This window comes from Kitasatospora sp. NPDC088160, from assembly GCF_044741445.1.
Taxonomy (GTDB): domain Bacteria; phylum Actinomycetota; class Actinomycetes; order Streptomycetales; family Streptomycetaceae; genus Kitasatospora.
The window spans coordinates 126,748-150,709 of sequence record NZ_JBIUSS010000025.1 but is presented as its reverse complement, the minus strand read 5'-3'; the positions used below and the strand labels follow the sequence as shown (position 1 = coordinate 150,709).

Here is a 23,962-nt window from a genome sequence, read left to right as displayed (position 1 = left end):
GGCGAGCTGTTCACCGCGCCGGTGACCGCGGACAACGAGGCGCGGGTCCTGGTCCACGACGCCCACGCGGCCAACCCGGCCACCGCCTTCGCGCTGTCCCGGATCGCCGACGCCGACACCCTCCACCACACCCCGATCGGCGTCCTGCGCGACGTCCACCGACCCGTCTACGACGAGCTGATGGCGGGGCAGCTGGCCGCCGCGCAGGCCGATCGCGGGCCGGGCGACCTGGCCGCGCTGCTGGCGGGCGGCGACACCTGGACGGTGGACTGACCGGTCCGGTCCGGTCACGGCGGCGCCCCCTCGGCCCGATGGCCGAGGGGGCGCCGCCGTTTCGGGCCTCGGTCACTGCTGGGGGGGCGGTTTACCGCTCGGCCCACTCGACCAGTTCGATCACGACCCCGTTCGGGTCGGTGACCTGGAACAGCTTCTCGCCCCACGGCTCCTCGCGCAGCGGCAGGGTGATCTCGACCCCTTCGCCGCGCAGCCGCCGCTCCTCGCCGGCGAGGTCCTCGACGACGAACGCCAGGATGACGCCGGTCGCGGTCCGGTCGCGCTGGTCCTCGGGCAGCACCTCCAGGCCGCGTCGCAGGCAGACGACGCCGACCCCGCCGCCGGGGTGCTGGAGCGAGACGAAGCCGTCGGCCGACATCTCCTCGGTGTAGCCGAAGTGCCGCTGGAGGAAGGCGGCGGAGGCGGCGACGTCCTCGACGGTCAGGGCGAGGGTGGTGGTGGTGATCTGCATGGCGGAGCCCTCTCGTCGGCGCGAGCGCGCGGTTATCCCGTACGCTGTACACTATACATAGTACGGAGAATCATGCGAGGGGTGTCCGCCCTGGGGTCGGACGCGGGGGAAGGGCGTGGGGAAAAGCCGTGGGGAAAAGCCGTGGGGAGGCTCCCTGGTGGGAGCCTCCCCACGGCTCGGTGCGGTGCGTCAGGTGCGGGGTGTCAGTAGACGCAGGGGATGCCGCCGTCGCTCTGGGCGTCGACCGACGGGCCCTGTACGGGCAGGTTGGCCGCCGGGTCGGACGGGGCCCCGGTCGCGCCGCCGCCCGGCGCTGCGGCGCCGGTCTTGTCGTCGGTCGCGCCGGTGAAGCCGGTGCCGAGGGTGACGACCACCCGGTCGGCGGGGGCCGACGCGGACTCCATGGCGGTGACGCCGTAGCGGGCGGCGATCTGGTCGGCCGCCTCCTTGGCGCCCTTGCCGTAGGCCACGGTGGTGGTCTTGGGCTTCGCGGCGGCGCTGCCGGTCTTGCCCGCCTTGAAGCCCATCGCGACCAGGGCCTTGGACTCGGCGGTGGAGGAGACCCCGGCGGCCGTGGAGGCGTTGAAGACGTCCACGGTGGTGGGGGCGGCGGCCTTGGTGGTGGGCGGCGCGGTCGTGGCCGGCCCGGAGGGGGCCGCCGGGGCGGGCGTGTCGCCCGCCGCGTCGGGGGCGGCCGGCGCGGAGTCGGCGTAGCCGAAGATCTGCTTGACGACCTTCTGGAGCTTCGCGGGGGTGACCAGGTTGACGTCCTGGCCGTTGCGGGTGCCGAAGCCGTCGAAGGTCAGGGTGTTGAACTCGACGTTGCCGCCGGTGAGGTTGGGGGCCTGCTGGGCGAAGTCGAGGACGTTCCACTCGTTGTCGATGACCAGGTCCTTCTGCACCACGCCGAACAGCTGCTGCAGCTTGCCGAGGTCGCTGATGACGCCGTCCTGCTTGAGCTTGTGCACGACGGAGGAGATGAAGGCCTGCTGGCGGTGGGTGCGGGCGAAGTCGCCGCTGTTGCCGTCCGGGCCGTCCAGGTTGTGGCGCTGGCGGACGAAGGAGAGCGCCTGGGAGGCGTTGAGCTTGTTGATGCCCTTGTGGAAGTCGGCACCGGAGCCCTGGCCCTCCATGGCCGGGTCCTTGGTGTCGTGGGTGAGGCAGACCTCGATCGGTTCGACGGCCTTGGCGATGTCGTAGAAGCCCATCAGGTTGACTTCGGCTATGTGGTCGACGGGCTGGTCGAGGAACTTCTGCACGGTCTGGATGGTGGCCGCCCGGCCGGCGTCGCGGCCGGCCTTCTCCAGGTCCGCGCCCTTGAGCCCCTTCGCCTGGAGGGCCGGGGTGGCCTTCTCCTTGGCCTCGCCGTAGGCCTCCTTGATCTTGCGCATGCCGGCCTGCTTGCCGTCCCCGGTGTAGGTCATGACGTAGTCGTCACGGGGGATGGAGACGGCCTGCGCCTTGCCGCCGCCGGCTGGGATGTGCAGCAGGATCAGGGAGTTGGTGTTGTAGCCGCCGATGTCGGAGCTGTGGCCGGCGTGCAGTTCGTCCTGGACGAACTCCGGCGGCAGGTCCGTCCCGTCCATGTTCTTGCGGCTGTCGAGGCCGATCAGCAGGATGTTGACGGAGTTGTCGAGGTGCTTGGGCGCGTTCTTCTTGGTCTCGGCGATGGCGTTGGAGGTGGTCATCCCGTCGGTGAGGGACGTCACCTCGTACCAGACCACCCCGCTGGCGCCGAACACCGCCAGGGCGACCGAGCAGGCCAGCGTCCGGCCCGCGATCAGCAGGGGGGAGGTGCGGCGGGTCGGGGGCGCGGCGGCGCGGCCCCCGTCCCGGGTCTGCGGGTTCTCAGCCATGGTCCCTCCTCCGGTCCCGGACCAGCCGGACCACGATCACCAGGGCGGCCGCTGCGGCGGCCGCGGCCATCACGGGAAAGTCGTGGACCACCCACTTCGCGGAGCCGGTGGCCAGGTTCTTGCCCCGGTAGGCGTCGCCGTTGGCCAGCAGTTCCGCGCCGGCCGTCACCCCCAGGACCAGCAGCGGAGTGGAGGCGAGGGCCCACCACCAGCCATTGCGGCTGCTGAGTGCGGCCGCCAGGCCGGTGCCGAGCACGGCGCCCACCAGGAAGGCCGTCCCCATGCCGGGGCCGGAGAGTTCGTCGATCCCGGCGCCCACCGCCGGCAGCCCCACGGCCAGGGCCACGGGCAGGGCCGCTCCGCCGGGGAAGGGGCGGACGGGGGCCTTGTTCGCCCGCCGACGGGCTCCCTGGTCGGAGGTGCGCCCCGGTGCCCGCCGGTCGGGTGTCCGCCCCGGTGACCGCTGGTCGGCCGTCCGTTGGTCGGTCGTCCGCGCCTGCGTCTCCTGGCCTGGCGTTCGCCCGCGTGCCTCCTGGTTGGACGTCCGTCCTCGCCGCCCCGCCACGCACTCACCCCCGGTGTTCCCGTGCCTTGCGCCCCTGTGGCGCCTGCGCCCGGTCCTCGTGTGATGAGCCGTTGTGCGCTGCCACTTCTGGACGCTGCTGTTCGGCCGGCCGGTTCCCGCGCTCGGCTTCCGTGTTCCGGTCGGGGGCAGGCGTGCTGTTGAATTCCCTCTACACGGGTGTAGAGGTTGTAGGCAGCATAGAGCACCCTTGTTCGATGGCAACCCGGCTCAGGCGGGCTCGGGAGACACTACACCGGGCAGTTTTCGAGAGTCCCGGTAGATGAGGAGTGACGCCGTGGCGGCGACGGGCGGAGCGGGACGGCCGGAGAAGCGCAAGGCGATCACGCGGGCCGCGACGGCGGTGTTCGGGCGCGAGGGATACGTCCGGGCCAGCATGGACGCGATCGCGGCGGAGGCCGGGGTGTCCAAGCGCACGGTCTACAACCACTTCGCCGACAAGGAGACCCTCTTCCTCTCCGTCGCACTCCAGAACTCGGCCGAACTGACCGAGGTCATGCGCGAGTTGATGGACAAGCACCTCGACCGGGTGGTGGACCTGCGCCAGGGCCTCACCGACTTCGCGGTCGAACGGGCCCGGGCCGTCCTCTCGGCCGGGGACCGCGGCGCGCTCGGCCGGGCCATCCGCGCCGAGGTCGCCAACATCCCGGCCGACGTCCTGGAGGCGTGGCTGGAGGCCGGCCCGATCGCCTCGCAGCGCGACCTCGCGCAGCGGTTCGAGGCGATCGCGGACCGAGGCCTGCTGGCCGTCGACGACGCCCCGCAGACCGCCGAGCAGTTCACGCTGCTGACCTTCCACGGCGTCGCCGAGCGCTCGTTCTGGGGCGCCCTGCCGGTGGCGGACGAGGAACTCGCCCGGATCGCGGCGCTCGGTGTCGACGCCTTCCTGCGGATCCACCGGGTGCCTGTGGCGCGGTGACGGCGCGGGTGCCTGCGGCGCGTTGACGGCGGACGCCGGAGCGTGAGACGCCCGCAGCGCGGTGACGGCGGACGCCTGACCGTGACACGCCGTCGGGGAGGGGTTCGGCGGCGTGTCACGGGGCCCACTCGTGGGCGAGCAGGTCGAGGACCGGCTCGCCGACGAACCCCTCCGCCGGCCCAGGGGTGGCTCGGGCGGAGGGTGGTGGGCGCGGACCGGTCCGCCCGCCGGAGTCGGCGAACGGACCGGGGACGGGCCGGGTCCGACGATTCGCGCCCCGGGCGGGAACCGTCGGACCCCTCTCGGGGAGCCGTCAGCCGATCTTCCAGCGCTGGGCCGGGTCGCTGCCGTTGCAGGACGTCACCGAGGTGAGCTGGGCGACGCCGTTGGACTTGAGGCACTGGCCGGTGGCCGCGTTCTGGATCAGGTACCAGCCGCGGTCCTCGCTGGTGCGGATCCACTTCTGGTTGGCCGGCAGCCAGTCGCCGGCCGGGCGGTTGAGGCCGTCCCAGCCGCCGGGGGTGTCCCAGAGCTGGACGGCGCCCGAGCCGGTGTCGAGGTCGACGACCTTGCCGGCCGAGCCGTGCGAGATGGCGGTGGTGCCGTCGCAGTAGCCCCAGAACGACCAGGTCTGCGCGGGGCTCTGGTTGCCCTGGTAGACGCCGATCCGCTGGCCGTTGGTCTCCGTGTTGGCCGGCAGGTCGAGGACGCCGGTGGCGCCGTTGTAGACGGCGGTGACGGTCTGCAGGTTCGGCGCCAGCTCGCAGCCGGCGGCGTGCGCGGCCGGGGCGGTGACCACGGCCGCCCCCGCGACGGCCGCGACGGCGCCGAGCCCGGCGAGGAACCTGCGGGTACGGGTGACGGGTTTCATCGGGTTCTCCTTCTTGGGTGTGGTGGATCCGGGTGTGGTCGAGGTGCGGCGTCAGCCGCGCGGGACCTGGAGGGCGTCCCACTGCTTGGGGCCGGGGACTCCGTCGGCGTCGCTGCCGGAGTCACCCAGCTTGTGCTGCCAGTTGCGGAAGGATTCGAGGTCCGCCCCGGACCACTCGGGGCCGGGGCCCTCGGCGTAGGCGGAGCAGCCCTCGGCGACCAGGCGCTCTCCCATCCGGGTGATGACGTCGCTCTTCTGGCCGTCCTGGAAGAAGTCGGCGCCGGGGAAGGGCTCGTAGCCGCCCTCGCCCCCGCCTCCGTCCCCGCTGCTGTCGGCCTGGGGCCGGGCGCCGCCGTTCGGCTGGTCGGCGGCGGAGGCCTCCTGCCCGAAGTAGACGGCCCCCTGGCGGTCCCGCCACTGCGGGTCGGCGAGGATGACGCCGTCGGCGAAGTCCGGGACGCCGTACCCGTACACCCAACTCGACTTGCGGTCACGGGTCTTGAGGTAGACGCCGTCGCCCTCGGAGCTGCCGTCGTCGTTGGTGTTGCCCTCGACGGTGGTGATGGTGGAGCTGGTGTAGGCGACGCAGATGCCGGTGTGGCTGCCGCCGCCGGGGCCGTAGAACACCTGGCCGCCGATCACCGGGTAGTCGGTGAAGCGGTCGCGGTCCCTGAACCAGGCGACGCCCTCGGCGCAGGAGGCCGTCACCGGGAACAGCCCGGCGTTGCCGGACTGCTGGGCGCACCAGGCGACGAAGGTCGCGCACCAGGCCTCGCCCTGGGACCACTCCAGGCCGGGGACGGCCGGGGAGTACTTCTGGATGTTGTTCCAGTGCGAGCCGCTGCGGCCCTCCTGGTATCCGACCTCGTCTCGGGCGACGCGGATCAGGTCCGCCGCGTTCGAGGACATGAGGGTGGCTCCTTGCTTGCTGTGGCTGCTGTGGCTGCTGTGACGGCTGAGGGGACGGGGAGGTCAGGCCTGGGCGAAGGTCTGGACGTAGCGGCCCCAGTTGCCGCGCTGGCGGGGGGTGTAGCCGATGCCGATGGAGGTGAAGTCGCGGCCCAGGATGTTGTCGCGGTGGTGCGGGCTGTTCATCCACATCTGCATGGCCTCCGCCACGCTGTTGCCCGGGGTGACGTTCTCGGCGGCCGAGCGGAACTGGAAGCCGGCGGCGTGGATGCGGTCCCACGGGTTGCTGCCGTCGGTGCCGTCGTGCTGGGTGAGGTCGTGGGACGCCATGTCGTTGGCGTGCCGCTGGGCGGCGGCGCTCAGGCGGTCGTCGAGCCGCAGCGGCTGGAGGCCGGCCCGGCCGCGCTCCGTGTTGACGGAGGCCAGCATCTCGGTGCGGAAGTCGCCGCCGGGCTGCGGCTGCGGCTGGGGCTGGGGCTGCTGCTGGCCGCCGGCGCTGCCGTTCTGGCCGCCGGCCGGGATGAGCTGCCAGCGCTGCGCCGGGTTGTTGTCGTCCTGCTTGGTGAGGGTGAGCGGGGCGCCGGGGGCGGCCGCGGTGAGGAACAGCTGGCCCTCGTCGCCGCGGACGGTCCGGACCCGGAACCAGTCGTTGTCGATGACGTCCAGCACCCAGCGCTGGTTGGGCTGCCCGTGCTCGTTGAACAGCCAGGTCTGGCCGGTGGAGTAGTTGTAGTCGATGACGACGGCCTGGCCGGGGGCGTGCCTGCCGTTGGTGAGCTGGGTCTCCAGGAGCCAGCTGCCGCCGTCCTTGGCCCAGAAGACCCAGCCCTGGGCGGTGGTGCCGTTGGGGCCCCAGGACTGGACCGGGGTGCCCGGGCTGCTCTGGCTGGAGCGCACGTCGGCGACCGTTCCGTTCGCGGACTTGAGGGTCCAGACCTGGCCGTTCTGCGGGAGCGTGGGCATGAGTGGCGCCTATCTTCGATGGGAGTGGCCCCGGCTCCGCACTGGTGCGGTCCGCGACCTGACGAGAGAGAAGATCGCGGACCGCGGTAGACAAGTGATCAACAAGGGGGGCGGCCCCCGGGCCCAGGGCCTGCCAGGTCTCGTCCGGCCCGCCGAGATCGGCCGGGACCTAGGGCTGCGGCAGGCCGTCCAGCAGGGCCCTGGTCCGCTCGGCGTCCTCGCCGAGTCCGAGCCGCTCGTACACCTCCAGCGCGTCCGCGAGGCAGGCGCGGGCCTGGCGGGGGCGGCCGAGGCCGGTGAGCGCGGTGCCCAGGGTGCGCAGCAGCGCGGCCTCCAGGGCGGCGCTGGTGCGGCGGGCGAGCGGCAGCGCCGCCTCGGCGGCGTCGGCGGCGAGCAGCCAGCGCTCGGCCTCGGCGTGGATCCGGGCGGCGAGGTCGCCCGCCGCCGCCGCGAACACCGTCACCTGGAGGGCGGCGAACTCGTCGCGGGCGCCGGCCGCGTGGGCGAGCGCCGCCTCCGGGTCGCCGCACAGGCGCAGGACCCGGGCCAGGTAGTAGCGGCCGGTGGCAGCGGACACCGGGCCGGAGCCGCTCATCAGGCGGGCGCCGCGCTCGGCGGCGTCCCGGGCCTCGGCCAGCCGGCCGGTCTGGGCGCAGCTGAACGCGAACTCGCCGAGGGCGCTGCCCTCGGAGCGTTCGGCGCCGAGGCGGCGGAACAGGTCGGCGGCGCGGCCGGCGTGTCGGGCGGCGTCGGCGTAGCGGCCGTGGACGCGGGCGTTGCCGCCGAGGGTGAGCAGGGCCTTGGCGAGGACGCGGACCTTCGGGCCGTCGCCGCTGCCCCCGTTGCCGCCGTCGTCGTCCTGGCAGAGCGCGACGGCCTGGCGGATGTCCTGCTCGGACTCGGCGTAGCGGTTGATGTGCCAGAGCATGCCGCCGCGCACGTAGCGGGCGAGGGCGAGCGGGCCGTGGTCGCCGCGGGCGGCGGCCTCGCGGGCGATGCGGTCGGAGAGGTCGGCGATGTCGCGGGTCTGGGTGCGTTCGGCGAGTACGGAGCCCATCCGGTCGGCGAGTTCGGCCGCCCGGTCGAGCGGCAGCGCCGCGTCGGCGCAGCTCAGGGCGATGGCGGAGGCGTGCACGCCGGCCTGTTCGCGCATCCAGCGGACGGCGGCGGGCCCGTCCGTGATCGTCTTGCCGGGGGAGCGGACGGGTGCGTCGAGCAGGCTGAGTTCGACCGGGTCGGCCTTGCGGGCGGCGCGGTCGGCGTTGCGGGCGGTGGCCAGGCAGTAGTCGACCAGCCGGTCGGCGGCGGCGGTGTGTTCGGCGGCGGGCTCCTCGGCGGCGAGCCGGCCGCGGGCGTAGTCGCGGACCAGGTCGTGGAAGCCGTAGCGGCCGAAGCGGGGGGAGTGCAGCAGGTTGAGGTCGACGAGCGCTTCGAGGAGTTCGTCGGTCTCGGCTTCGGTGCGGCCGAGCAGCGCGGCCGCGCAGGGCAGCGGGACGTCCGGGGCGTCGGGCAGGGACAGCAGGCGGAAGGCGCGGGCGAGTTCGGCGTCGAGGCGGTGGTAGGAGAGGGCGAAGGTGGCCTCCACGGTCCGTTCGCCGTCGCTGAGTTCGGCCAGCCGGTGTTCCCGGCGCAGCCCGTCGGCGAGCGCGGCCAGGGTGAGCGCGGGGTCGGCGGCGAGCCGGGAGGCGACGATGCGCACGGCGAGCGGCAGCAGTCCGCAGGCCCGCACGATCTCCTCGGCGGCCCCGGGTTCGGCGTCGACGCGGTCGGCGCCGATGATCCGGGTCAGCAGTTCCAGTGCCTCGGCGGGCGGCAGGGTGTCCAGGCGCATCTGGTGCGCCCCGGCGAGGCCGGCCAGCCGGACGCGGCTGGTGACCAGGACGGCGCAGCCGGACGAGCCGGGCAGCAGTGGTTCGACCTGGCCGAGGGTGGCGGCGTTGTCGAGGACGACGAGGACCCGCCGCCCGGCCAGTGCCGAGCGGTAGAGGGCGGAGCGCTCCCCGGTGTCGAGCGGGATCTCGGCGGCGGCCACGCCGAGGGCGCGCAGGAAGCCGGCGAGCACCGCGCCCGGGTCCAGCGGGGTGCGGTCGGCGCCGCGCAGGTCGGCGAAGAGCCGCCCGTCGGGGAAGCGTCCGTGGGCCTGTCGGGCGACGTGCACGGCGAGTGTGGTCTTGCCGACCCCGCCCATGCCGTCCAGGGCGGAGACCACGACGGCTCGCCCGCCGGCCCCGGCGAGGCGGTCCACCAGGGTCTCGACCTCCTCGGTGCGGCCGGTGAAGTCGGCCAGGCCGTCGGGCAGTTGGTCGGGCGGCTGCCAGGCGGCGGCGGGTTCGGCGCGGACGGAGGCGGAGGCGGCGGGGGCGGGCAGCAGGGACGGGTCCTCGCGCAGGATCCGCAGGTGCAGTGCGGCGGGGCCGTCCTCGGCCGTCGGAGCGGCGGCGGCGGCCGTCGGCGGCCGGCGGGTGTCCTCGTGCCGGGTGGGCCCGTCCCCGCCGGACGGCAGTCGGCGGCGGGCGTCCTCGTACACGGCGAGCGCCTCGGCCTTGCGGCCCGCCTGGTAGAGGGCGCGCATCAGGACGGCGGTCAGCCGGGGCCGTTCGGGGTGTTCCAGGGCGAGTGCGGCGGCCTCGGCCGTCAGACCGGTGTGGTCGCCGATCTCCGCGTCCAGCTCCAGCCGCGTCTCCTTGGCGTGAAGTCGCTGTTCGGCGAGGCGGGAGCGGACGGCCTCGGCGTGCGGCCCCGGCAACCCGGCCAGCGGTTCGCCGACCCACAGCCGCTGCGCGGCCAGCAGGACCTCCCGGACCTCCTGCGGCGGGGCCTGCTCGCCGCGCAGCCGTCCGGCCGTGGCCAGCAGTTCCTCCCAGCGGGCCGCGTCCACCTCCGCGTCCGGCACCCGCAGCGCGTACCCGTCGCCGACCCGCACCAGCGGCATCCGCTGCGGATCCGGCCCGGTGTACGGCTTGAAGGCCGAACGCAGCCGGGAGACGGCCAGCTGGACGGCCTTGCGGGGGTCGGCCGGTGCGGCCCCGCCCCACACCCCCTCCACCAGCACCGGCGTCGCCACCGTCCGTCCGGCGGCGTCCAGCAGCACCGCCAGGACGGCCCGCTGCTGCGGTCGGCCCAGTTCGATCTCCCGCTCCCCGTGCCAGGCGCGCAGTGGTCCCAGCAGTCCGAACCGCAGCCCGGACGCCCCGATGTCAACCATGTCCCGTCCCCGAATGTCGTCCGGTGCCCGGATCACGCCACTTCCGTACGGACGGCGGCGCCCCCTGATCCGGTCACCTATGCTCTGTCACGGATTGTGTACTTGAACTCATGGCTTCGAGGGGTGGGGGCATGGGGCTCGAATTCTGTGTTCTGGGGCCGCTGCGGGCCCGGTGCGACGGCCACGAGATCGATCTCGGTCGGCCGCAGCAGCGGGCCGTGCTGGCCGCCCTGCTGCTTGCCCCGGGCCAGCTCGTGCCCACTGAACGGCTGGTCGAGGGCTTGTGGGGCGAGGATGTCGCCCGTTGGCCCAAGGCCCCGGCCGGCCAGATCGGCACCCACGCGCACCGGCTGCGCCGTGCCCTCGCGGCCCCCGGCCTGCTGGTCGCCACCGCCGGTGGCTACCGGTTGGAGGTCGACCGGGCCGCCGTCGACCTGTTCCGCTACGAGGCCGGGGTGGGTGAGGCCGTCACGCTGCGCTACGACGACCCGGTGCGGGCCCGGGAACTGCTCGCCGGCGCGCTCGCGCTGTGGGAGGGGCGTGCGCTGGACGGCGTGCCCGGCGGTTTCGCCGAACGCGCCCGCGAACGGCTCGCCGCCGGTCACCATGCCGCCGTCAAGGTGCTGCACGACCTGGACCTGGCGCTCGGCCGGCACGCCGAGGCGCTGCCCGCGCTGGACGCGCTCGCCGCCGCACACCCGCGCGACGAGGAGGTGCAGCGCCTCCACCTGCTGGCCCTGCACCGCTGCGGGCGGACGGCCGAGGCGCTGGCCGCCTTCGAGGCGCTGCGCGAACGGCTGGACCGCGAGCTGGGGCTCGAACCGGCACCGGCGGTCGCGGACCTGCACGCCCGCATCCGGAGAGGGGACGCCGAGCTCGCGGCGCCGTCCGCCCCGGTACCGCCGTGCCGGCCCGCCCGGCCCTGCCAGCTGCCGCCGGACATCCCCGACCTGGTCGGGCGGGCGGCCCAGGTGCGGGAGGCCGAGCGGATCCTGCGGTCCGGTGCCGGTGCCGGTGCCGGCGGTGATGTCGACGGCGGTGATGCCGGGGCCTCGCCGGTGCTCGGCCTGTCCGGGCCGGCCGGCAGCGGCACCTCCGCGCTCGCGGTGCACCTGGCGCACACCGTCCAGGACGCCTTCCCGGACGGGCAGCTGTACGCGGCCGGCGGGACGGCGGAGCCGGGAGCGGTGCTGGCCGCTTTCCTGCGGGCCCTGGGGGAGCGGCCCGTCGAGGACGCCGGTGTCGGCGAACTGGGCGTGCGCTACCGGGCCGCGCTCGCCGGACGGCGGGTGCTGGTCGTGCTCGACGGCGTCACCGACCCGGCGCCGCTGCTGCCCGCGGTGGCGGGCTGCGCGGCCGTCGTGGCCGGCGCCGAACCGGGCGCCCTGCCCGCCGACGCGGCCCGGCTGGCCGTCGGCCCGCTGGAGCCGCAGGACGCGTACGAGCTACTGGCCCGGGTCGTCGGCGCCGAGCGGATCCGCCGGGAGCCGGGCCCGGCCGCCGAGGTCGCCGAGCTCTGCGGCTACCTGCCCGTACTCCTGCGGTCGGTGGCGGCGCGCCTCGCGGCCCGCCCGCAGTGGTCCGTCGCCGACCTGGTCCGCTGGCTCGCCGAACGGGGCGCCTGAGCGGCGCTCCGGGCCGGTGCGGTGGTCAGTAGAGGTCCGAGGACATCGCCCACATGCGGATGTCGTTGGTGGGCGTGGTGACGATGGGGACCTCGCCGTCACCCCAGTAGATGGCGACGCCGCCGAGCCTCTTCACCACCAGCCGGGCGCCCGGGTGCCCGTACGTGCCGGAGGACCAGCAGACGCCCCCGGAGGCGGAGTAGACGACCAGGTTGCCGTCGGACTGCATGACCGCCTTGTACCCGCAGTGGTTCACGTGGGTGCCGGAGTTCCAGACGGCCAGCGGGTTCGGGGTGTTGTACCCGCGGTAGACGACCAGGTTGCCGTCGGACTGCATGATCAGCCGGGAGTTCTCGGAGTCGACGTGCCAGCCCGGGTAGAGCGGCTCGTCGTTCCAGAGCGTGTGGGTCGTCGGGTCGTACGCCGCCTGCGCGGTGCCGGCCCCCAGCATCGTCCCCGTCAGCGCCAGCGCCGTGGCCGCCACCCCGACGGCCATGCGTCGCACTGCCTTCACTGCCTTCATCCCCGGGTACCTCTTTCGTCCATATCGCGCCCGTGAAAGTTCGGGGCGCCCCGTGGGACTGACCATGGGGCAAGGCGGTAGACAAACGATGAACGATCCCGTTGATGGGCGGGGGCGAGACGGCTCAGCCCCGGTGCTCCTCGTCCTCGTGGGTGGCGGCGTGGTCGGCTCGGCGGCCTGCGGTCGGGCCGGACATCACCCGCCGGGCGTTGGCCTCGGCCTCGCGCTCGAAGCGGTCGGACGGGTCGCTGACGCTCAGCCCGGAGCCGTTGTCGGAGCCCGCCACGGGGCCCTGCCGCTGCTGGAGCACGTGGGTCAGCTCGTGGGCGAGGGTGTGCCGGTCGCCGCCGCCGTCGCCGATGACGACGTGGTTGCCGGAGGTGTAGGCGCGGGCGCCGATCTCGGCGGCGGAGCTCCGGGCGGCGCTGTCGTCGTGGATCCGGACGTCCGAGAAGTCGGCGCCCAGGCGGGCCTCCATGTCGGCGCGGGTGGCGCCGTCGAGCGAGCGGCCGCCGCTGCGCAGCACGTCGTGGACGGCGGCGGCGGAGCGCTGCACCTGGCCGGCCCGCTGGAGTCGTCGGACGACGGCGGCGTTCCCGACGGACGCCTGGAGGCCGAGCAGCGCGGGCGCGGGCGCGGGTGCGGGTGCTGGCGCGTGCGTGGGTGCGGGCGCGTGCGCGGGTGTCCGGGCGGTCGAGGGGGCGTGCGCCTTGTCGTCACTGTCACGGGTCCTCATCGGCGTCCCTTCGGGTCGATGGCCGGTGAGTCCTGGATACCCCGCCCGCACCCGGAGCGATAGGGACGGCGGGGGCAGCAACCCTGCCCATCGAGGGCAGCCCCGCCCGCCGGTCGGTCCCCAACGCGCGGGCAGGGCAGGGGGATCGCCGTCGAGGGCAGGGCGTGCAGGCGAGGCGGCCATGGTGGATCAGTGAAGCCGGTACTCCTCGTGCGGTGTGGCCCGGTCCCACACCGCCTCGAATGCCGACTTCACCAGTTCGACGACGGCCGGCTCGGTGCGCCATTCACGGTCGACGACCTCACCGACACCCGAGAAGTACGTGAACAGCACCGACGACCCGTCGAACAGCCACAGGTCGGTGCCGGGCAACGCGATGTCGGCCGCCTTCCGGCGGGGAAACCAGCGGATCTGCTCGCCTGCTCGGACGTTCGGGAACGTCACGTCGTACTCGTACCGGATGTAGTCGGTGACCGGTTCGGAGACGATCCGGGCGCGCCTCATCACGACACCGCGCGCCGTCGTCTCGGTCACCACGTCCAGGAACGGGCGCCACCAGGACGACCGCTCGGCAGCAGGGTCAAGGTGTTTCCCCTGCTGCCATGCGATGAACTCGGGGTCGCTGGGCTGGTAGGCGTCGCGCATCTCAAGATGCACGGCGGAAACCTTGGCCTCGGCCAGGCCCTCAAGTACCGGGTTCGTCATCGCTCCTCCTCATCGTCGCGCAGATCTGCTTTGCCGCCCGCTCGTTGGGTTCCAACGAGCGGGCGGGAGGGGCTCGTCCTACGGCACCCGGCTGATGACGGTGGTCGGGCCGTCGAGGAAGACCTGCTGCTCGTCGCCGACGATCCGGAGCCCGAACCGGTCCGGGCCCGGCCGGTCGGCCTTCTCCCACCAGCCGTGGGCCTCCTCGATCTCGTCCCAGAGTCGGCGAGGCCCGTACTGCCAGACCGTGAACCGGTCCTCCTGGCGGCCGTCGTGGTCCACCGCGGCCCACGAGGTGGCGTCCGTGGTGGCCGCCCACAGGCGGGTGGCCACCCCCTCGACGTCGGGTTCGTGGTGCCAGGCGGTCCACACGTCGCCGAGTTTCAGGCCGAGTGCGAACCGCACGTCCAGGTCCTCGCCGCACACCTGCCACGGCGACAGCCGGGTGGTGGACTCGTCGGGCTGGTGGTGGTCGCGCACGACGTCCCGGTAGATCCGCAGGTCCGTCCGCTGGGCGCGCATCAGCATGAAAGAGGCGTGCGGGCTGAACTTCCCGTAGGTGTGCTGCTCGTCGACGACGAGCCGGAGCAGGCCGAAGGAGAGCATCGGGCTCTCCCAGGGGGTGACGATCACGCCGCCGGGGGCGGTCTGCTCGATCCACGCCGTAGGCACCCTGCGGACCGAGCAGGTGGAGATGATCCGGTCGTACGGCTGCCGCGAGCCCCAGCCGCCGGCGCCGTCCCCGCAGACGGCCTCCACGGCGAGCCCGGCCGCGTTGAGCGAGGCGCGGGCCTGCCGGGCAACGTCAGGGTCGACCTCGATCGAGGTGACCCGGTCGGCGCCGAGCCGGTGGGCGAGCAGCGCGGCGTTCCAGCCCGTCCCGGTGCCGATCTCCAGGGCGTTCAAGCCCGGCCAGACACCGAGGTCGTCGAGCATCCGCACGACCATGGCGGGCGAGGAGGCGGAGGACGACGCCCAGGCCTCCGCGCCGTCGGCGGGTTCCTCGCCGTCGTTGACCTGCGTGACGACAGGCCCATTGGCGTAGGCGGCCTCGAACCACCGGTCGGGCTCGTCCCGGAGGTCGCAGGGCCGGAGATCCCCGTTCTCGTCGTCCAGCCAGATCCGGTCCGGCAGGAACCGGTGACGAGGGGTCGCCCTGATCGCGTCCTTCCATTCCTGCGGGACGGGCTTGTCGAGTTCTTCGCTGATGGCCAGGAGCAGACCGCGCATGGCGGCCTGCTCCTGGCGGATGTTCTCCGTCACTGGTCCTTCTTTTCGTGCTTCGGAGGCGGCTTCGGGCGCGAGGTGTCCTTGGACGGCTTGTCCTTGCCCGGGTCCTGCTGGCCCGCGTGCTTGCCGGCCGTTCCGCTCATTGGCCCTCCCTGTTGGTCGGTGAGGTGTGGAGGTCGTCGCGTGGCTACAGGTCCGGCGGCCTCGGCGACGGGGGTGAGGCGGGCTTCTTCGGCTTCGGGGGATCGGTGACCTGCAACGGCCCTCTCCTGTCGGCTCGTTGTGTCCTCGACGGTAGGGAGGGGGCCTGCGCCCGGTCGATGGACTTGCTAGACCTTGCCCGGATTCACCCGAGCGCGTTGATGGCCTGGGTGATGAGCGAACGCGCCTCGGCACCGTAGACCGCGATGCTCGCCAGCTCGGAGAAGGTCTGGCCGTACTCGGCGATCTCCGCTGGTTGGGTGATGGTGAGGTGGGCGGAGACAAGCTCGACGTTCACCTGCGCATCGTCGTACATGGTGAAGGACTCAACCGGCCATCCCGCGCCCCTGGTTGTCCCGAGGGGAATCACTCCGAGGCTGACCGAGGGGAGGGAGCCGATACCGATCAGACGGCCAAGCTGGCCCAGGAGGACGTCCGGCGTGCCGATGACCGTTCGCAGCACCCACTCCTCGACCAGAACGGCGAAGCGGTGGTCTCCGGTGTGCAGCACGTTCTGCCGTTCCATCCGTACAGCGACGGCTTCATCGACGTCGTCGGGCGTGTTGCGCAGCGACACGATCGTGTGGAGCACCGCACGCGTGTAGGCGGCGGTTTGGAGCAGGCCAGGGACGACCCACGACTGATACATGCGGAAGCGGCGTGTCCGCTCGAACAGCGGGCGCACGGATTCCTGCGCCCGCTTGAGTCCGGCTCGTTCGAGGCGGCGCCACTCGACGTACATGCCTTCGATGTTCCGAGCAGTCGCGATGAGGTCCGCAGCCTGATCAGGGACGCCACAGATGGCCGTCCAGACGCGTATGTCAGCCTCCGACGGCATCACCCGGCCGCTCTGGATCTTGGAGCACTTCGATTCATGCCACCCAGCGGCCTCGGCCACCGCCCGCGCGCTGAGTCCGGAGTCTCGCCGGATATCGCGCAGGCGCTGGCCGAGAGCCTGTTTGGCTTGCTGGACGCTGGATGACGCGGACACGGTCTAGTGCAGCCGGAAGTCCTCGTGCGGCACTGCCCGCTCCCAGACGGCCTCGAACGCGGAGTGGCAGAGCTTCAGGGTCTGAGGGTCGGTGCTGATCTCGTCGTCGACGAAGTCGCCCTCCCCGCTGAAGTGGTGGACGACGAGATACTGCCCGTCGATCAGCCAGAAGTCATTTCCCGGGAGAGCCAGATCGGTCGCCTGCCGCCGGGGAAGCCACCTGACCTGCTCGCCGGAAACGACGTTCCGGAACGTGATCTCATACTCGAACCTGATGTACTCGCTCACCGGTTCCGACACCACACGGGCGCGTCGGACCTCGACGCCTCGGGCGGTGGTTTCGTGGATCAGCTGCAACCACGGGTTCCACCACGACGAGCGGTCGGCCGGGTCATCCCGGTGCCCGTTGAGCCAGCGCACCAACAGGGGGTCGTCGCGCATGTAGCCGTCGCGCATCTCAAGGTGAAGCGCCGACTGGGTGCAGGTCTGCAGCAGGTCCTCAAGCGTGGGGGCCGCCGTCACCGTTCACCTCCGGGAAGAACTGCATCATTCGCTTGGGGAATTCGATCACGGTCTCGTGCCCGGGGACATCCATCTGCGCGAGCCGGTCCGGGTCGAGGACCTTCCAGCCCTGGAGGATGTAGTTGCCCGTCGCATCGTCGAAGTAGACGGTCGGGGACTTGCCGTCGGGGCTCTCGGGGTCTTGTCCGAGCTTGTGCAGCGCCATCGTGGGCCTCCTCGTGGTTGGAGTCGATCGCTGTGAGAGAGCTTGCCGCACAACTCGGGACCCGCACCACGAACTTGCTTGAACTTGCCCGGCGAGAGCCAGCAGGTTCATGCAGCGGAAGTCGCTGACGTTGTTTTTGATGACCTATCAGATCCAGCTTTCGGCAGCCGAGGTGAGCAGCCGCCGGGCGTCCGTGTCGTAGAGCGCGCTCGGGGCCAGCAGGTCGAAGACCTTGCGGTACTGGGCGATCTCCTCGGGCAGGCCCAGCCGGAGTTCGCCGCTGACGACCTCGACGGAGGCCAGTTGGTCGTCGAAGATCCAGAATCCGTGCACGGGTGAGGCCGGCAGGCGTGTGCGGAACGGCACGATGCCCAGGCGCAGGGCCGGGAGGGTCGTCGCGGAGACCAGGCGGTCGATCTGGGCGCGCATCACCTCGGCGGAGGCGGTCCCGTAGAGCAGGGCGGCCTCGGTGAGGAGGATGTGCCAGTGGCGGCCGCCGGGCGAGTGCGAGTACAGGATCTGTTGACGGGCGAGGCGGGCGGCCACGGTGGCGTCCGTGTCCGGCGGGCTGTCGTTGAGCTGGGCGTGCTCGCGGAACCGTGCGGCCGCGTAGTCGGCGGTCTGGAGAAGACCCGGTACCCAGCAGGGTTCGAATGCGCGGATGGCCTGTGCCGCGGCCTCCATGTCGGCCCAGGACTTCTGGACTGCGGCGTGGCCGTGCCGCAGCTCGCGCCGCCATTGGGCGTACCGGTCGTCCAGCTCGTGCAGTTGGACGACGAGTTCCGCAGCCGCCTCGGGGACGTCGCAGGCGTCGACCCAGGCTCGGACGTCGGCGACCGTAGGGGATTGCCGCCCCTGCTGGAGCTTGGACACCTTGCTCGTGGGCCAGCCGAGCCGGCTCGCGAGGGTGCGTCCGTCGAGCCCGGCCGCCGTGCGGATCGTGCGAAGGCGGCGGCCGAGTTCCAAGCGGGCTTCGTGGACACCCTGTCGTGCGGTGCTCAACGCGGGCTACCGATGAGTCGCAGCTTCACGATTGCTCCTCCTAGCCGAAATTTCTCAAAATTTCTCACCGGCGTGGTCGTGTCGGAAGGCTGGAATCGGCCAACGGCGTGTCATGGCAGGCTCTTTGAGAGCGGGAGGCCGGCCGGGCAACGAGAGCGCCCGCTCGTCGAGATCGACGAGCGGGCGAGGGTGTGCAGATGGGGAGTGGGCCTGCCTCAGGTGGCGAAGAGGCGGCGGCGGGGAGGGCGCGCGACGACCGAGGCGTGTTTGAGGGTGCCGGTGAGCTCGATCCGGAGCTGGGGCCTGGTGGCGTCGCCGCCGCTGTCGAAGCGCTGCTTGACCTTGGAGAAGACCAGGGTGAGACCGTCGGTGTCGAGGGTGACGAGGCCCGGCGGGCTGATGATGAGCAGCTTGCCGTGCCGCAGGGATACGTCGATCAGAAGGGTGTCGGCCGTGATGACCGCCTCGGTGAAGTCGAGGACGACCGTGCAGTGTTTCGGCCGCAACTCGATGTGCCGGGGGACCACCCAGCGCCCCGCCCGGGTGTACTTGCCGCCGCGCTGGTCGATGACCAGCACGTCCTTCGGCACGGCCACGGCCGACGCGAAGCTCGGCAGGTCGGTGGTCAGCTCGGCCAGCTCGGCCAGCGTCCGGGCCGAGAGCGCGGCTTCCAGCCGGGTTTCGAGTTCTTCGGGGGTGAGCCGGCCGTCTGCGGCGGCGACCTGCAGCGTTTCTACGATGCGGTCCCGGTCCTGATGGGATGCCCGTAGCGCGGGCAGGTCTCTCGACATGGGTCCACGCTAACCCAGGGCGGGCGGCCCGGAACAGGGAGTTGGGCGGAGGCGGTCAGCACCAAGTGTGCTGACCGCCGGGCGTGCGGCAGGGGTTCAGGCTCAGACGAGGTGGTCGAACTCGCCGGCCTTGGCGCCGAGGATGAGGGCGCGGAGTTTGGGGACGGTGGTGGTGACGATGGTGGAGGGGTCGTCGGACTCGCGGAGGTGGCGGATGTCGTCGGCGCCGAGGGCCAGTTCAAGGCACGCTTGGCCGTCATCTCCGCCGCTGAACGATGACTTCTTCCAGGAGAGCTCTGGCATCTGTGGCGCCTCTCATACTTGCAGCGGGTAGAGGAGGTGTTGAAGAAGCCCCCATGAGTCGCGCGAGCTGCGATCGCGTGATGCTGTTGCGTCGATGGCTGGCAACGCGATCTCGCTCAACTGCTGGAACTTCCATCCGTACGCCGCAATGTTCTCAGGGGTGCCAGTGTGTTCTGCGCGCCCGGGTGCCTCCAGGACAATTGTCGAGAGGTCGGTGCAGCCGGGGTCGCAGAGGAGGAAGGAGCTTGAATGGGGCGGCTTCCTGGTTGCCGCAAAGGGAAGGATCTGGATGGCGACATTGGGGTGTTCTGCCATGTCCAGCAGGTGAACCAGCTGATCCCTCATGACTTCCACGCCGGGAAACAGCATGCGCAAGGCCGCTTCGTGGATGACAAACCGGAATTGCCGTTGGATCTCGCTGTCGATGATGCGCTGGCGATCCATGCGGAACTGGACTGCTGTTGCCAGATCCCATCGTCCGTTGCGGTAAGCATCCTTGTAGATGGCCTCTGCGTATTCGGGCAACTGAAGTAGCCCAGGGATGTAGAGAGTCTCGTAGTTGTCGAGGCGGGTTGCGCGCTCTTCGAGCTCTGCCAGGTCGAGTGAGAGGTCGGGAACCTTGCCTTCGAAGCTGCTCCACCAGCCTTTGCCGGTGCTTCGGCCCATCTCGGCCAGGATCTTGCGATAGGCCGGATCGTTGCACCCGTAGGCGTCGAGCCAGATCTCAAGGCGCTCGGGGTTGAGGGTGATCCGGCCAGCCTCGGTGTGGCTCACCGCCGGACCCTTCATGCCCACCAGCGCGCCAGCTTCCGGTGCAGACAGCCCGGCGGCCGTACGCAGAAGCTGCAACTCCTCGCCGAATCGGCGCTGTCGCTGGCTGATTGGTCCCTTGTATCCCACGATCATCCTTCCCTGTCGGCGCAGTCTCGCGCACAACCCATCCGGGATGCCACCAACGAGTGACGGTCTTGCAATGTTGTCATAGACCCCCCTACTCTCAGTGTTGCACCGGTCACATGACGGATCGTCAGTGACTCCCCCTCTCCCTCCCGGGGTCTCCCATGCGTGCTTCCAACCCTCCCGACTGGACCGCCGCCCGCACCGAACTGTGCGACCTCCTCACCACCGCCGGCTGGCCGCCCCCCACCATCTGCGACGCCGAACTCGCCCTCCACGAACTCTTCTTCAACGCGTGGAAGCACGCCGGGAGCCTCGCGCCCCTCGTCGTGCTCTCCCTCCTGGAGTGCAGGCTCCGCGTCTCGGTCTGTGACGACAGCCAGATCCTCCCGCCCGAGCCGTGCGCCCCCGCCGACCCCTACGCGCTCTCCGGTCGAGGTCTGCACCTCGTCCGTTCCCTCGCCCACCGCTTCGGCGCCGACCTGCGCAAGCAGGGCAAATCCGTCTGGTTCGAGCTGCAGTTGGACGCCGCCTGATGCCCCTTCCCCGCCGCCGCCCGATGCTCCCGACAGACCCCCGGATCCGGTACTACACCGACGGCCACATCCGCACGCTCCTCGCCGAAGTCGACGAGCGCGGCCGCAGGTTCGGCCTCATCTTCCCCTCCGCGACCACCGACCGCACCATCGACGGCCGCATCCTCGTCCGCTTCAACACGGCTCCCGCCTCCACCCTCCTCAACCTCCTCTCCCTCCTCCTCGCCGCCGAACGAGACCGCGACGACCCGTGCGCTTCCTGATCGCCGCCGCCTTCGCCGTCCTCCTCGCCCTGGCGATCGCCACCGTCGTCCTGGGCGTCATCACCGCACTCAACGTTGCAAAGCCCGACGAGGAGGACTCCTGACATGCCCGACCCGGACCCGGACCCCGACTTCGGCCCCAACCCCCTGGCCAACGCCCTCGCCGCGACCCACTACGCCGTCGCCGCCGCCTTCAACGCCCTTGCCCCCGGCGCCGCCCAGCCCGTCCCCGACGACTTCGACTGGCGCGAACTCGAAGCCTTCATCTTCCACTTGGGCTTCGCCGCCGACGACTCCGACGCCGCCCTCAACCTCTACCGCCTGCTCGCCGCCGTCCAACGCATCGCCTACCGCGAGGCCGCCGGTCGCAACGCCGCCGGCCACCCCGCCCGCCTCAACCCCCACCTAGGCCCCGGCCTCAGCCCCCGCCCGTCCTCGACCGCATTCACCCGTGGGGGTGGTGCCGGGTGAATGCCACCGACCGCGCCCCGCGCGGCCCCTAGCGTGGGCAGCGCCAAGCGCCAGCCACCCCAGGGGAGGGGACCCGACGTGTCCGACGTCGCCGAATACCTGCTGCTCTACGTCGAGGGCGACGCGGTCGTGGCGCACGACGCCGACCTGCGCCCGCACACGTTCCCCCTCCCGCCCGGCGAGCTGGGCGCCACCATTGCCCGGGCCGACGCGGCCGGCGGTGCGCAACTCCTGTTGACCGTCAGCTCGTCCGTGGTCATCTCCTGCCGCAAGATCTGACGGATCGTCAATCTCCGGGCGTGTTCCGCGCCGACCGCCGTCCGTGTCTGGTTGGCTACCCGGATGCGAGGCGACAGGCGCCTCCAAGTCAAAGGAACACCGGCATGACGACAGAGCGCACCAACCCGGCGGCCCGGCTCGGGTTCGAGCCCGGGCAGGTCGTCCAGGAGATCGGCTACGACGAGGACGTCGACCAGGATCTCCGCGAGGGCATCGAGGTGCTGATCGGCCAGGACCTCGTCGACGAGGACTACGACGACGTGGCCGACACCGTCCTGCTCTGGTTCCGCGAGGACGACGGCGACCTCACCGACGCCCTGGTCGACGCCATCGGCCTCCTCGAAGAGGGCGGCATGATCTGGCTGCTCACCCCGAAGCCGGGCCGGGACGGCTATATCGAGCCCAGCGATGTCAACGAGGCCGCCCAGACCGCCGGCCTCGCCTCGACCAAGGCCATCAGCGCCGCCGCGGACTGGACCGGCATCCGCCTCATCGCCCCCAAGCGCTGACACCCCCGGAGCAGGAAGTCGGCCCCGCCGACTTCCTGCTCCACGCCCTTCGCCTCACCGCTGCGGCAGCTCGCATCCGTCCGGCCCGCAGGCCGCGCCGCTGCCGTCACCGCCGGCGCCGCCGACCAGCAGGGGCACCGCCACCCGGCTCTCCCAGGCCTGCTCCAGTGCCGCCGTGAACGTCTCGGCGGGCTGGGCGCCCGAGACCCCGAGTCGCCGGTCGAACACGAAGAACGGGACCCCGGTGGCGCCCATCGCGCCCGCCGTCGCCTCGTCCTCGCGCACGGCCTCCGCGTAGGCGTCCGGATCGGCCAGCACCGCCGCCGCGGCCTCGCCGTCCAGCCCCGCCTCGACGGCCAGTTCCACCAGTCGTCCTTCCGCGAACGCGGATCGCGCGTCGGCGAAGTTGGCCCGGTACAGCGCGTCCAGCAGCTGCCCCTGCCGCCCGTGGTCCTTGGCGAAGTGCAGCAGGCGGTGCATGTCGAAGGAGTTCGCCGCGTCGCGGCCCTCGCGGAGGTACGCCAGCCCCTCCCCGTGCGCGTTGTCCGCGATCCGCGCCTCCGCCGCTTCGGCCTGGTCCAGGCTGAGCCCGTACTTGGCGGCGATCAGCGGGACGACCGGCCGCGCCTCGGCCGGCGAGTGGGGGTCGAGTTCGAAGGAGCGGTGGACGACCTCCACGTCCCCGCGGTGGGGGAACCGCTCCAGGGCCTGCTCGAACCGGGCCTTGCCGATGTAGCACCACGGGCAGTTGATGTCGGTCCAGATCTCCACGCGCACGGCGTCGCTCCCGTCTCCAGCCGTGCGGGGCCTTCCCGCACCCGGCTCCGTGGTCAACGCCGACGACCACCTGAATATTTCTCGTGATGAAATATTCAGGTGCCCGACGGGACCGGCCTCACCGCAGCCGCGCCGTCGCGAGGTGGATCCTGAACCCGTACGGGAGGTGCCCGTCCGCCGAGCCCGACGCCGCCCGGGCCTCCGTGAGGAACGCCTCGTGCAGGACGGCGCAGGCTCCTCGTCGAGCGCTGGGATGCGCCGGTCTGCGGGGGGCCGTGAGCAGGAAGTCGGCCCGGTCGACTTCCCACGCACGGGGTCGCCGGTCAGCAGGAGATGTTGCCGCCGCCGACGTCGGTGCCGAGGACGCCGACGAACTTCTTGTAGAGGTTGATGCGGTCGTTGCGCTCGTCCGGGTTCTTGCCGTTGCACTCCAGGTCGCCGTTGATGCTGCGGATGGTCTCGCCGAAGCCCTTGCCGTTGACGATGGCGTCGTGCGCGGTCATCGTCCCGGCGCCCTTCTGGGTGTTCCAGAACCAGAGGCCGGTCTTCCAGGAGACGGCCGGGTCCTTCTCGGCCAGGTAGGGGTTGTTCAGCAGGTCGATGTGCAGGGCGTCGCCCGCGGCCTTGTAGTTGAAGTTCCAGCTGATCTGGAGCGGGCCGCGCCCGTAGTAGGCGCTCTTGCCGGCGGGACAGCCGTAGGGCTGCGAGGCGTCGCAGTAGTGGCTGTAGTTGGCGGTGTTCTGCTCGACGACGTACTTCAGGCCGCCGGTCTCGTGGCTGACGTTGGCGAGGAACGCCGCGGCCTCGCGCTTGCGGGTGGCGTCGTTGCCGGTGGTGGTGAACCCGGGGTAGGCGCTGAGGGCGTCGGTCAGGCCGCGGTAGGTGTAGAAGGAGTTCCGGCTCGGGAACATCTGGTTGAACTGGGCCTCGCTGACCACGAACGAGGCGGCGGCCGCTGGTGTGGCGTGCCCGGTGAGGGCGGTGGTGCCCAGGGCGACGGTGCTCAGGACGGCGGCCGAGGCGGCCATGGACAGGGTGCGGGAGAGCTTCATCGTCACTTCTCGCTTGTCGTCGGGGTGGGGGTGCTCCGGTGGGTGCTCCAGTGAGTGCTCCGGTGGGTGCACCGGGGGGTGCTTCGGGAGCGAAGCGTCGGGAGCGAAGCGTCGGGAACATCGTGGTGCGCCGATTCCGGGAAAAGGCGCCGACCAGCACCCAAACCACTCGTTCGGGGTGTATCCGACCTAGAGGTGAGCGCGATTCAGGCCAATTCCAGCTCGTCCGACACGCCGGCAGATTGATCATCCGGTCATCAGATACGCGGGATAGCCTCGTCCGCGCACAAGGC

General features: G+C 71.8%; 26 protein-coding genes and 2 pseudogenes. 8 read left to right on the top strand and 20 right to left on the bottom strand.

Annotation, left to right across the window (positions count from 1 at the left end; translation table 11 throughout):
- Positions 1-273 (top strand): annotated as a pseudogene (locus tag ACIOGZ_RS33250) (2-oxoacid:ferredoxin oxidoreductase subunit beta); the annotation flags it as partial.
- A gap of 91 nt (positions 274-364) precedes the next feature.
- Here the strand turns inward: ACIOGZ_RS33250 and ACIOGZ_RS33245 are convergent.
- From ACIOGZ_RS33245 to ACIOGZ_RS33235, 3 genes are all read right to left on the bottom strand, one after another.
- Entirely contained in the window at positions 365-745 is a 381-nt protein-coding gene (locus tag ACIOGZ_RS33245) for a VOC family protein (RefSeq protein WP_400988728.1), read from the bottom strand.
- 203 nt (positions 746-948) lie between these two features.
- On the bottom strand, positions 949-2,601 hold the full coding sequence (locus ACIOGZ_RS33240) for an LCP family protein (RefSeq protein ID WP_400809755.1): 1,653 nt from the start codon (positions 2,599-2,601) through the stop codon (positions 949-951).
- Positions 2,594-2,947, bottom strand: coding sequence for a DUF6542 domain-containing protein (locus tag ACIOGZ_RS33235; protein WP_400988726.1), 354 nt, complete (start codon positions 2,945-2,947; stop codon positions 2,594-2,596). Before ACIOGZ_RS33235 ends, ACIOGZ_RS33240 begins: the two co-directional genes overlap by 8 nt.
- Before the next feature lie 499 nt (positions 2,948-3,446).
- Between ACIOGZ_RS33235 and ACIOGZ_RS33230 the strand changes: the two genes are divergently transcribed.
- Positions 3,447-4,103, top strand: coding sequence for a TetR/AcrR family transcriptional regulator (locus tag ACIOGZ_RS33230; protein ID WP_363630091.1), 657 nt, complete (start codon positions 3,447-3,449; stop codon positions 4,101-4,103).
- Positions 4,104-4,416: 313 nt separating this feature from the next.
- Here ACIOGZ_RS33230 and ACIOGZ_RS33225 read toward each other — a convergent pair whose 3' ends face one another.
- The 4 genes from ACIOGZ_RS33225 to ACIOGZ_RS33210 form a co-directional block, all read right to left on the bottom strand.
- The gene (locus ACIOGZ_RS33225) at positions 4,417-4,974 is read right to left on the bottom strand and encodes an RICIN domain-containing protein (RefSeq protein WP_363630093.1); all 558 of its coding nucleotides are present in this window, start codon (positions 4,972-4,974) and stop codon (positions 4,417-4,419) included.
- Between the two features lie 51 nt (positions 4,975-5,025).
- Positions 5,026-5,883: a peptidoglycan-binding protein gene (locus tag ACIOGZ_RS33220; protein ID WP_363630095.1), complete on the bottom strand. Its 858-nt coding sequence runs from the start codon at positions 5,881-5,883 to the stop codon at positions 5,026-5,028.
- Positions 5,884-5,946: 63 nt separating this feature from the next.
- Positions 5,947-6,846, bottom strand: a complete 900-nt coding sequence (locus ACIOGZ_RS33215) for a CAP domain-containing protein (RefSeq protein ID WP_363630097.1) — start codon at positions 6,844-6,846, stop codon at positions 5,947-5,949.
- 169 nt (positions 6,847-7,015) lie between these two features.
- Positions 7,016-10,051, bottom strand: a complete 3,036-nt coding sequence (locus tag ACIOGZ_RS33210; protein ID WP_363630099.1) for a BTAD domain-containing putative transcriptional regulator — start codon at positions 10,049-10,051, stop codon at positions 7,016-7,018.
- Positions 10,052-10,182: 131 nt separating this feature from the next.
- On the opposite strand from ACIOGZ_RS33210, the gene ACIOGZ_RS33205 reads away from it, so the two are divergent.
- Complete coding sequence (locus ACIOGZ_RS33205) at positions 10,183-11,676, top strand: BTAD domain-containing putative transcriptional regulator (protein WP_400988723.1); 1,494 nt, start codon at positions 10,183-10,185, stop codon at positions 11,674-11,676.
- 25 nt (positions 11,677-11,701) lie between these two features.
- Here ACIOGZ_RS33205 and ACIOGZ_RS33200 read toward each other — a convergent pair whose 3' ends face one another.
- The 11 genes and pseudogenes from ACIOGZ_RS33200 to ACIOGZ_RS33150 all read right to left on the bottom strand — a co-directional run bounded on the left by ACIOGZ_RS33200 (position 11,702) and on the right by ACIOGZ_RS33150 (position 19,785).
- On the bottom strand, positions 11,702-12,199 hold the full coding sequence (locus ACIOGZ_RS33200; RefSeq protein ID WP_363585396.1) for a hypothetical protein: 498 nt from the start codon (positions 12,197-12,199) through the stop codon (positions 11,702-11,704).
- A gap of 163 nt (positions 12,200-12,362) precedes the next feature.
- Positions 12,363-12,935: pseudogene (locus ACIOGZ_RS33195) on the bottom strand (DUF4157 domain-containing protein); the annotation flags it as partial.
- 189 nt (positions 12,936-13,124) lie between these two features.
- On the bottom strand, positions 13,125-13,640 hold the full coding sequence (locus ACIOGZ_RS33190) for a DUF6879 family protein (protein ID WP_400988721.1): 516 nt from the start codon (positions 13,638-13,640) through the stop codon (positions 13,125-13,127).
- Positions 13,641-13,718: 78 nt separating this feature from the next.
- On the bottom strand, positions 13,719-14,903 hold the full coding sequence (locus tag ACIOGZ_RS33185; RefSeq protein WP_400988719.1) for a methyltransferase domain-containing protein: 1,185 nt from the start codon (positions 14,901-14,903) through the stop codon (positions 13,719-13,721).
- 313 nt (positions 14,904-15,216) lie between these two features.
- Positions 15,217-16,062 (bottom strand): helix-turn-helix transcriptional regulator, encoded by an 846-nt coding sequence (locus ACIOGZ_RS33180; protein ID WP_363630105.1) that lies wholly within the window; start codon positions 16,060-16,062, stop codon positions 15,217-15,219.
- A gap of 3 nt (positions 16,063-16,065) precedes the next feature.
- Entirely contained in the window at positions 16,066-16,584 is a 519-nt protein-coding gene (locus tag ACIOGZ_RS33175) for a DUF6879 family protein (RefSeq protein ID WP_363630107.1), read from the bottom strand.
- A complete protein-coding gene (locus ACIOGZ_RS33170; protein WP_363630109.1) occupies positions 16,562-16,789 on the bottom strand; it encodes a hypothetical protein in 228 nt (75 codons plus the stop codon). The genes ACIOGZ_RS33175 and ACIOGZ_RS33170 overlap by 23 nt, the downstream gene beginning before the upstream one ends.
- Positions 16,790-16,936: 147 nt before the next feature.
- Entirely contained in the window at positions 16,937-17,791 is an 855-nt protein-coding gene (locus ACIOGZ_RS33165; RefSeq protein WP_363630111.1) for a helix-turn-helix transcriptional regulator, read from the bottom strand.
- Positions 17,792-18,006: 215 nt separating this feature from the next.
- Positions 18,007-18,582, bottom strand: a complete 576-nt coding sequence (locus ACIOGZ_RS33160; protein WP_400988718.1) for a DUF1707 domain-containing protein — start codon at positions 18,580-18,582, stop codon at positions 18,007-18,009.
- 102 nt (positions 18,583-18,684) lie between these two features.
- Complete coding sequence (locus ACIOGZ_RS33155) at positions 18,685-18,885, bottom strand: DUF397 domain-containing protein (RefSeq protein WP_400988717.1); 201 nt, start codon at positions 18,883-18,885, stop codon at positions 18,685-18,687.
- Positions 18,886-18,897: 12 nt separating this feature from the next.
- On the bottom strand, positions 18,898-19,785 hold the full coding sequence (locus tag ACIOGZ_RS33150) for a helix-turn-helix transcriptional regulator (protein ID WP_159398454.1): 888 nt from the start codon (positions 19,783-19,785) through the stop codon (positions 18,898-18,900).
- Between the two features lie 161 nt (positions 19,786-19,946).
- Here ACIOGZ_RS33150 and ACIOGZ_RS33145 point away from each other — a divergent pair, with 161 nt between their 5' ends.
- From ACIOGZ_RS33145 to ACIOGZ_RS33125, 5 genes are all read left to right on the top strand, one after another.
- Positions 19,947-20,318 carry an ATP-binding protein gene (locus ACIOGZ_RS33145; protein WP_380561687.1) on the top strand — a complete coding sequence of 124 codons (372 nt, stop codon included), beginning with the start codon at positions 19,947-19,949 and terminating at the stop codon, positions 20,316-20,318.
- Positions 20,318-20,581, top strand: coding sequence for a hypothetical protein (locus ACIOGZ_RS33140; RefSeq protein WP_400988715.1), 264 nt, complete (start codon positions 20,318-20,320; stop codon positions 20,579-20,581). The genes ACIOGZ_RS33145 and ACIOGZ_RS33140 overlap by 1 nt, the downstream gene beginning before the upstream one ends.
- Positions 20,582-20,686: 105 nt before the next feature.
- Complete coding sequence (locus ACIOGZ_RS33135; RefSeq protein WP_400988714.1) at positions 20,687-21,052, top strand: hypothetical protein; 366 nt, start codon at positions 20,687-20,689, stop codon at positions 21,050-21,052.
- Between the two features lie 78 nt (positions 21,053-21,130).
- Entirely contained in the window at positions 21,131-21,331 is a 201-nt protein-coding gene (locus ACIOGZ_RS33130) for a hypothetical protein (RefSeq protein WP_363585386.1), read from the top strand.
- Positions 21,332-21,435: 104 nt separating this feature from the next.
- Complete coding sequence (locus tag ACIOGZ_RS33125) at positions 21,436-21,840, top strand: DUF3052 domain-containing protein (protein WP_400328182.1); 405 nt, start codon at positions 21,436-21,438, stop codon at positions 21,838-21,840.
- Between the two features lie 54 nt (positions 21,841-21,894).
- Here ACIOGZ_RS33125 and ACIOGZ_RS33120 read toward each other — a convergent pair whose 3' ends face one another.
- Both ACIOGZ_RS33120 and ACIOGZ_RS33115 read right to left on the bottom strand, forming a co-directional pair.
- Positions 21,895-22,617, bottom strand: coding sequence for a DsbA family protein (locus tag ACIOGZ_RS33120; RefSeq protein ID WP_400988712.1), 723 nt, complete (start codon positions 22,615-22,617; stop codon positions 21,895-21,897).
- A gap of 323 nt (positions 22,618-22,940) precedes the next feature.
- Complete coding sequence (locus ACIOGZ_RS33115) at positions 22,941-23,669, bottom strand: chitinase (RefSeq protein ID WP_363585383.1); 729 nt, start codon at positions 23,667-23,669, stop codon at positions 22,941-22,943.
- Positions 23,670-23,962: the final 293 nt, after the last annotated feature.

Coding starts and splice junctions, on each gene's coding strand:
- ACIOGZ_RS33205 (WP_400988723.1), top strand. CDS start 10,183: ATGGGGCTCGAATTCTGTGTTCTGGGGCCGCTGCGGGCCCGGTGCGAC.
- ACIOGZ_RS33170 (WP_363630109.1), bottom strand. CDS start 16,789: ATGGCGCTGCACAAGCTCGGACAAGACCCCGAGAGCCCCGACGGCAAG.
- ACIOGZ_RS33220 (WP_363630095.1), bottom strand. CDS start 5,883: ATGTCCTCGAACGCGGCGGACCTGATCCGCGTCGCCCGAGACGAGGTC.
- ACIOGZ_RS33115 (WP_363585383.1), bottom strand. CDS start 23,669: ATGAAGCTCTCCCGCACCCTGTCCATGGCCGCCTCGGCCGCCGTCCTG.
- ACIOGZ_RS33140 (WP_400988715.1), top strand. CDS start 20,318: ATGCCCCTTCCCCGCCGCCGCCCGATGCTCCCGACAGACCCCCGGATC.
- ACIOGZ_RS33135 (WP_400988714.1), top strand. CDS start 20,687: ATGCCCGACCCGGACCCGGACCCCGACTTCGGCCCCAACCCCCTGGCC.
- ACIOGZ_RS33145 (WP_380561687.1), top strand. CDS start 19,947: ATGCGTGCTTCCAACCCTCCCGACTGGACCGCCGCCCGCACCGAACTG.
- ACIOGZ_RS33155 (WP_400988717.1), bottom strand. CDS start 18,885: ATGCCAGAGCTCTCCTGGAAGAAGTCATCGTTCAGCGGCGGAGATGAC.
- ACIOGZ_RS33215 (WP_363630097.1), bottom strand. CDS start 6,846: ATGCCCACGCTCCCGCAGAACGGCCAGGTCTGGACCCTCAAGTCCGCG.
- ACIOGZ_RS33210 (WP_363630099.1), bottom strand. CDS start 10,051: ATGGTTGACATCGGGGCGTCCGGGCTGCGGTTCGGACTGCTGGGACCA.
- ACIOGZ_RS33245 (WP_400988728.1), bottom strand. CDS start 745: ATGCAGATCACCACCACCACCCTCGCCCTGACCGTCGAGGACGTCGCC.
- ACIOGZ_RS33125 (WP_400328182.1), top strand. CDS start 21,436: ATGACGACAGAGCGCACCAACCCGGCGGCCCGGCTCGGGTTCGAGCCC.
- ACIOGZ_RS33230 (WP_363630091.1), top strand. CDS start 3,447: ATGAGGAGTGACGCCGTGGCGGCGACGGGCGGAGCGGGACGGCCGGAG.
- ACIOGZ_RS33160 (WP_400988718.1), bottom strand. CDS start 18,582: ATGTCGAGAGACCTGCCCGCGCTACGGGCATCCCATCAGGACCGGGAC.
- ACIOGZ_RS33225 (WP_363630093.1), bottom strand. CDS start 4,974: ATGAAACCCGTCACCCGTACCCGCAGGTTCCTCGCCGGGCTCGGCGCC.
- ACIOGZ_RS33190 (WP_400988721.1), bottom strand. CDS start 13,640: ATGACGAACCCGGTACTTGAGGGCCTGGCCGAGGCCAAGGTTTCCGCC.
- ACIOGZ_RS33240 (WP_400809755.1), bottom strand. CDS start 2,601: ATGGCTGAGAACCCGCAGACCCGGGACGGGGGCCGCGCCGCCGCGCCC.
- ACIOGZ_RS33200 (WP_363585396.1), bottom strand. CDS start 12,199: ATGAAGGCAGTGAAGGCAGTGCGACGCATGGCCGTCGGGGTGGCGGCC.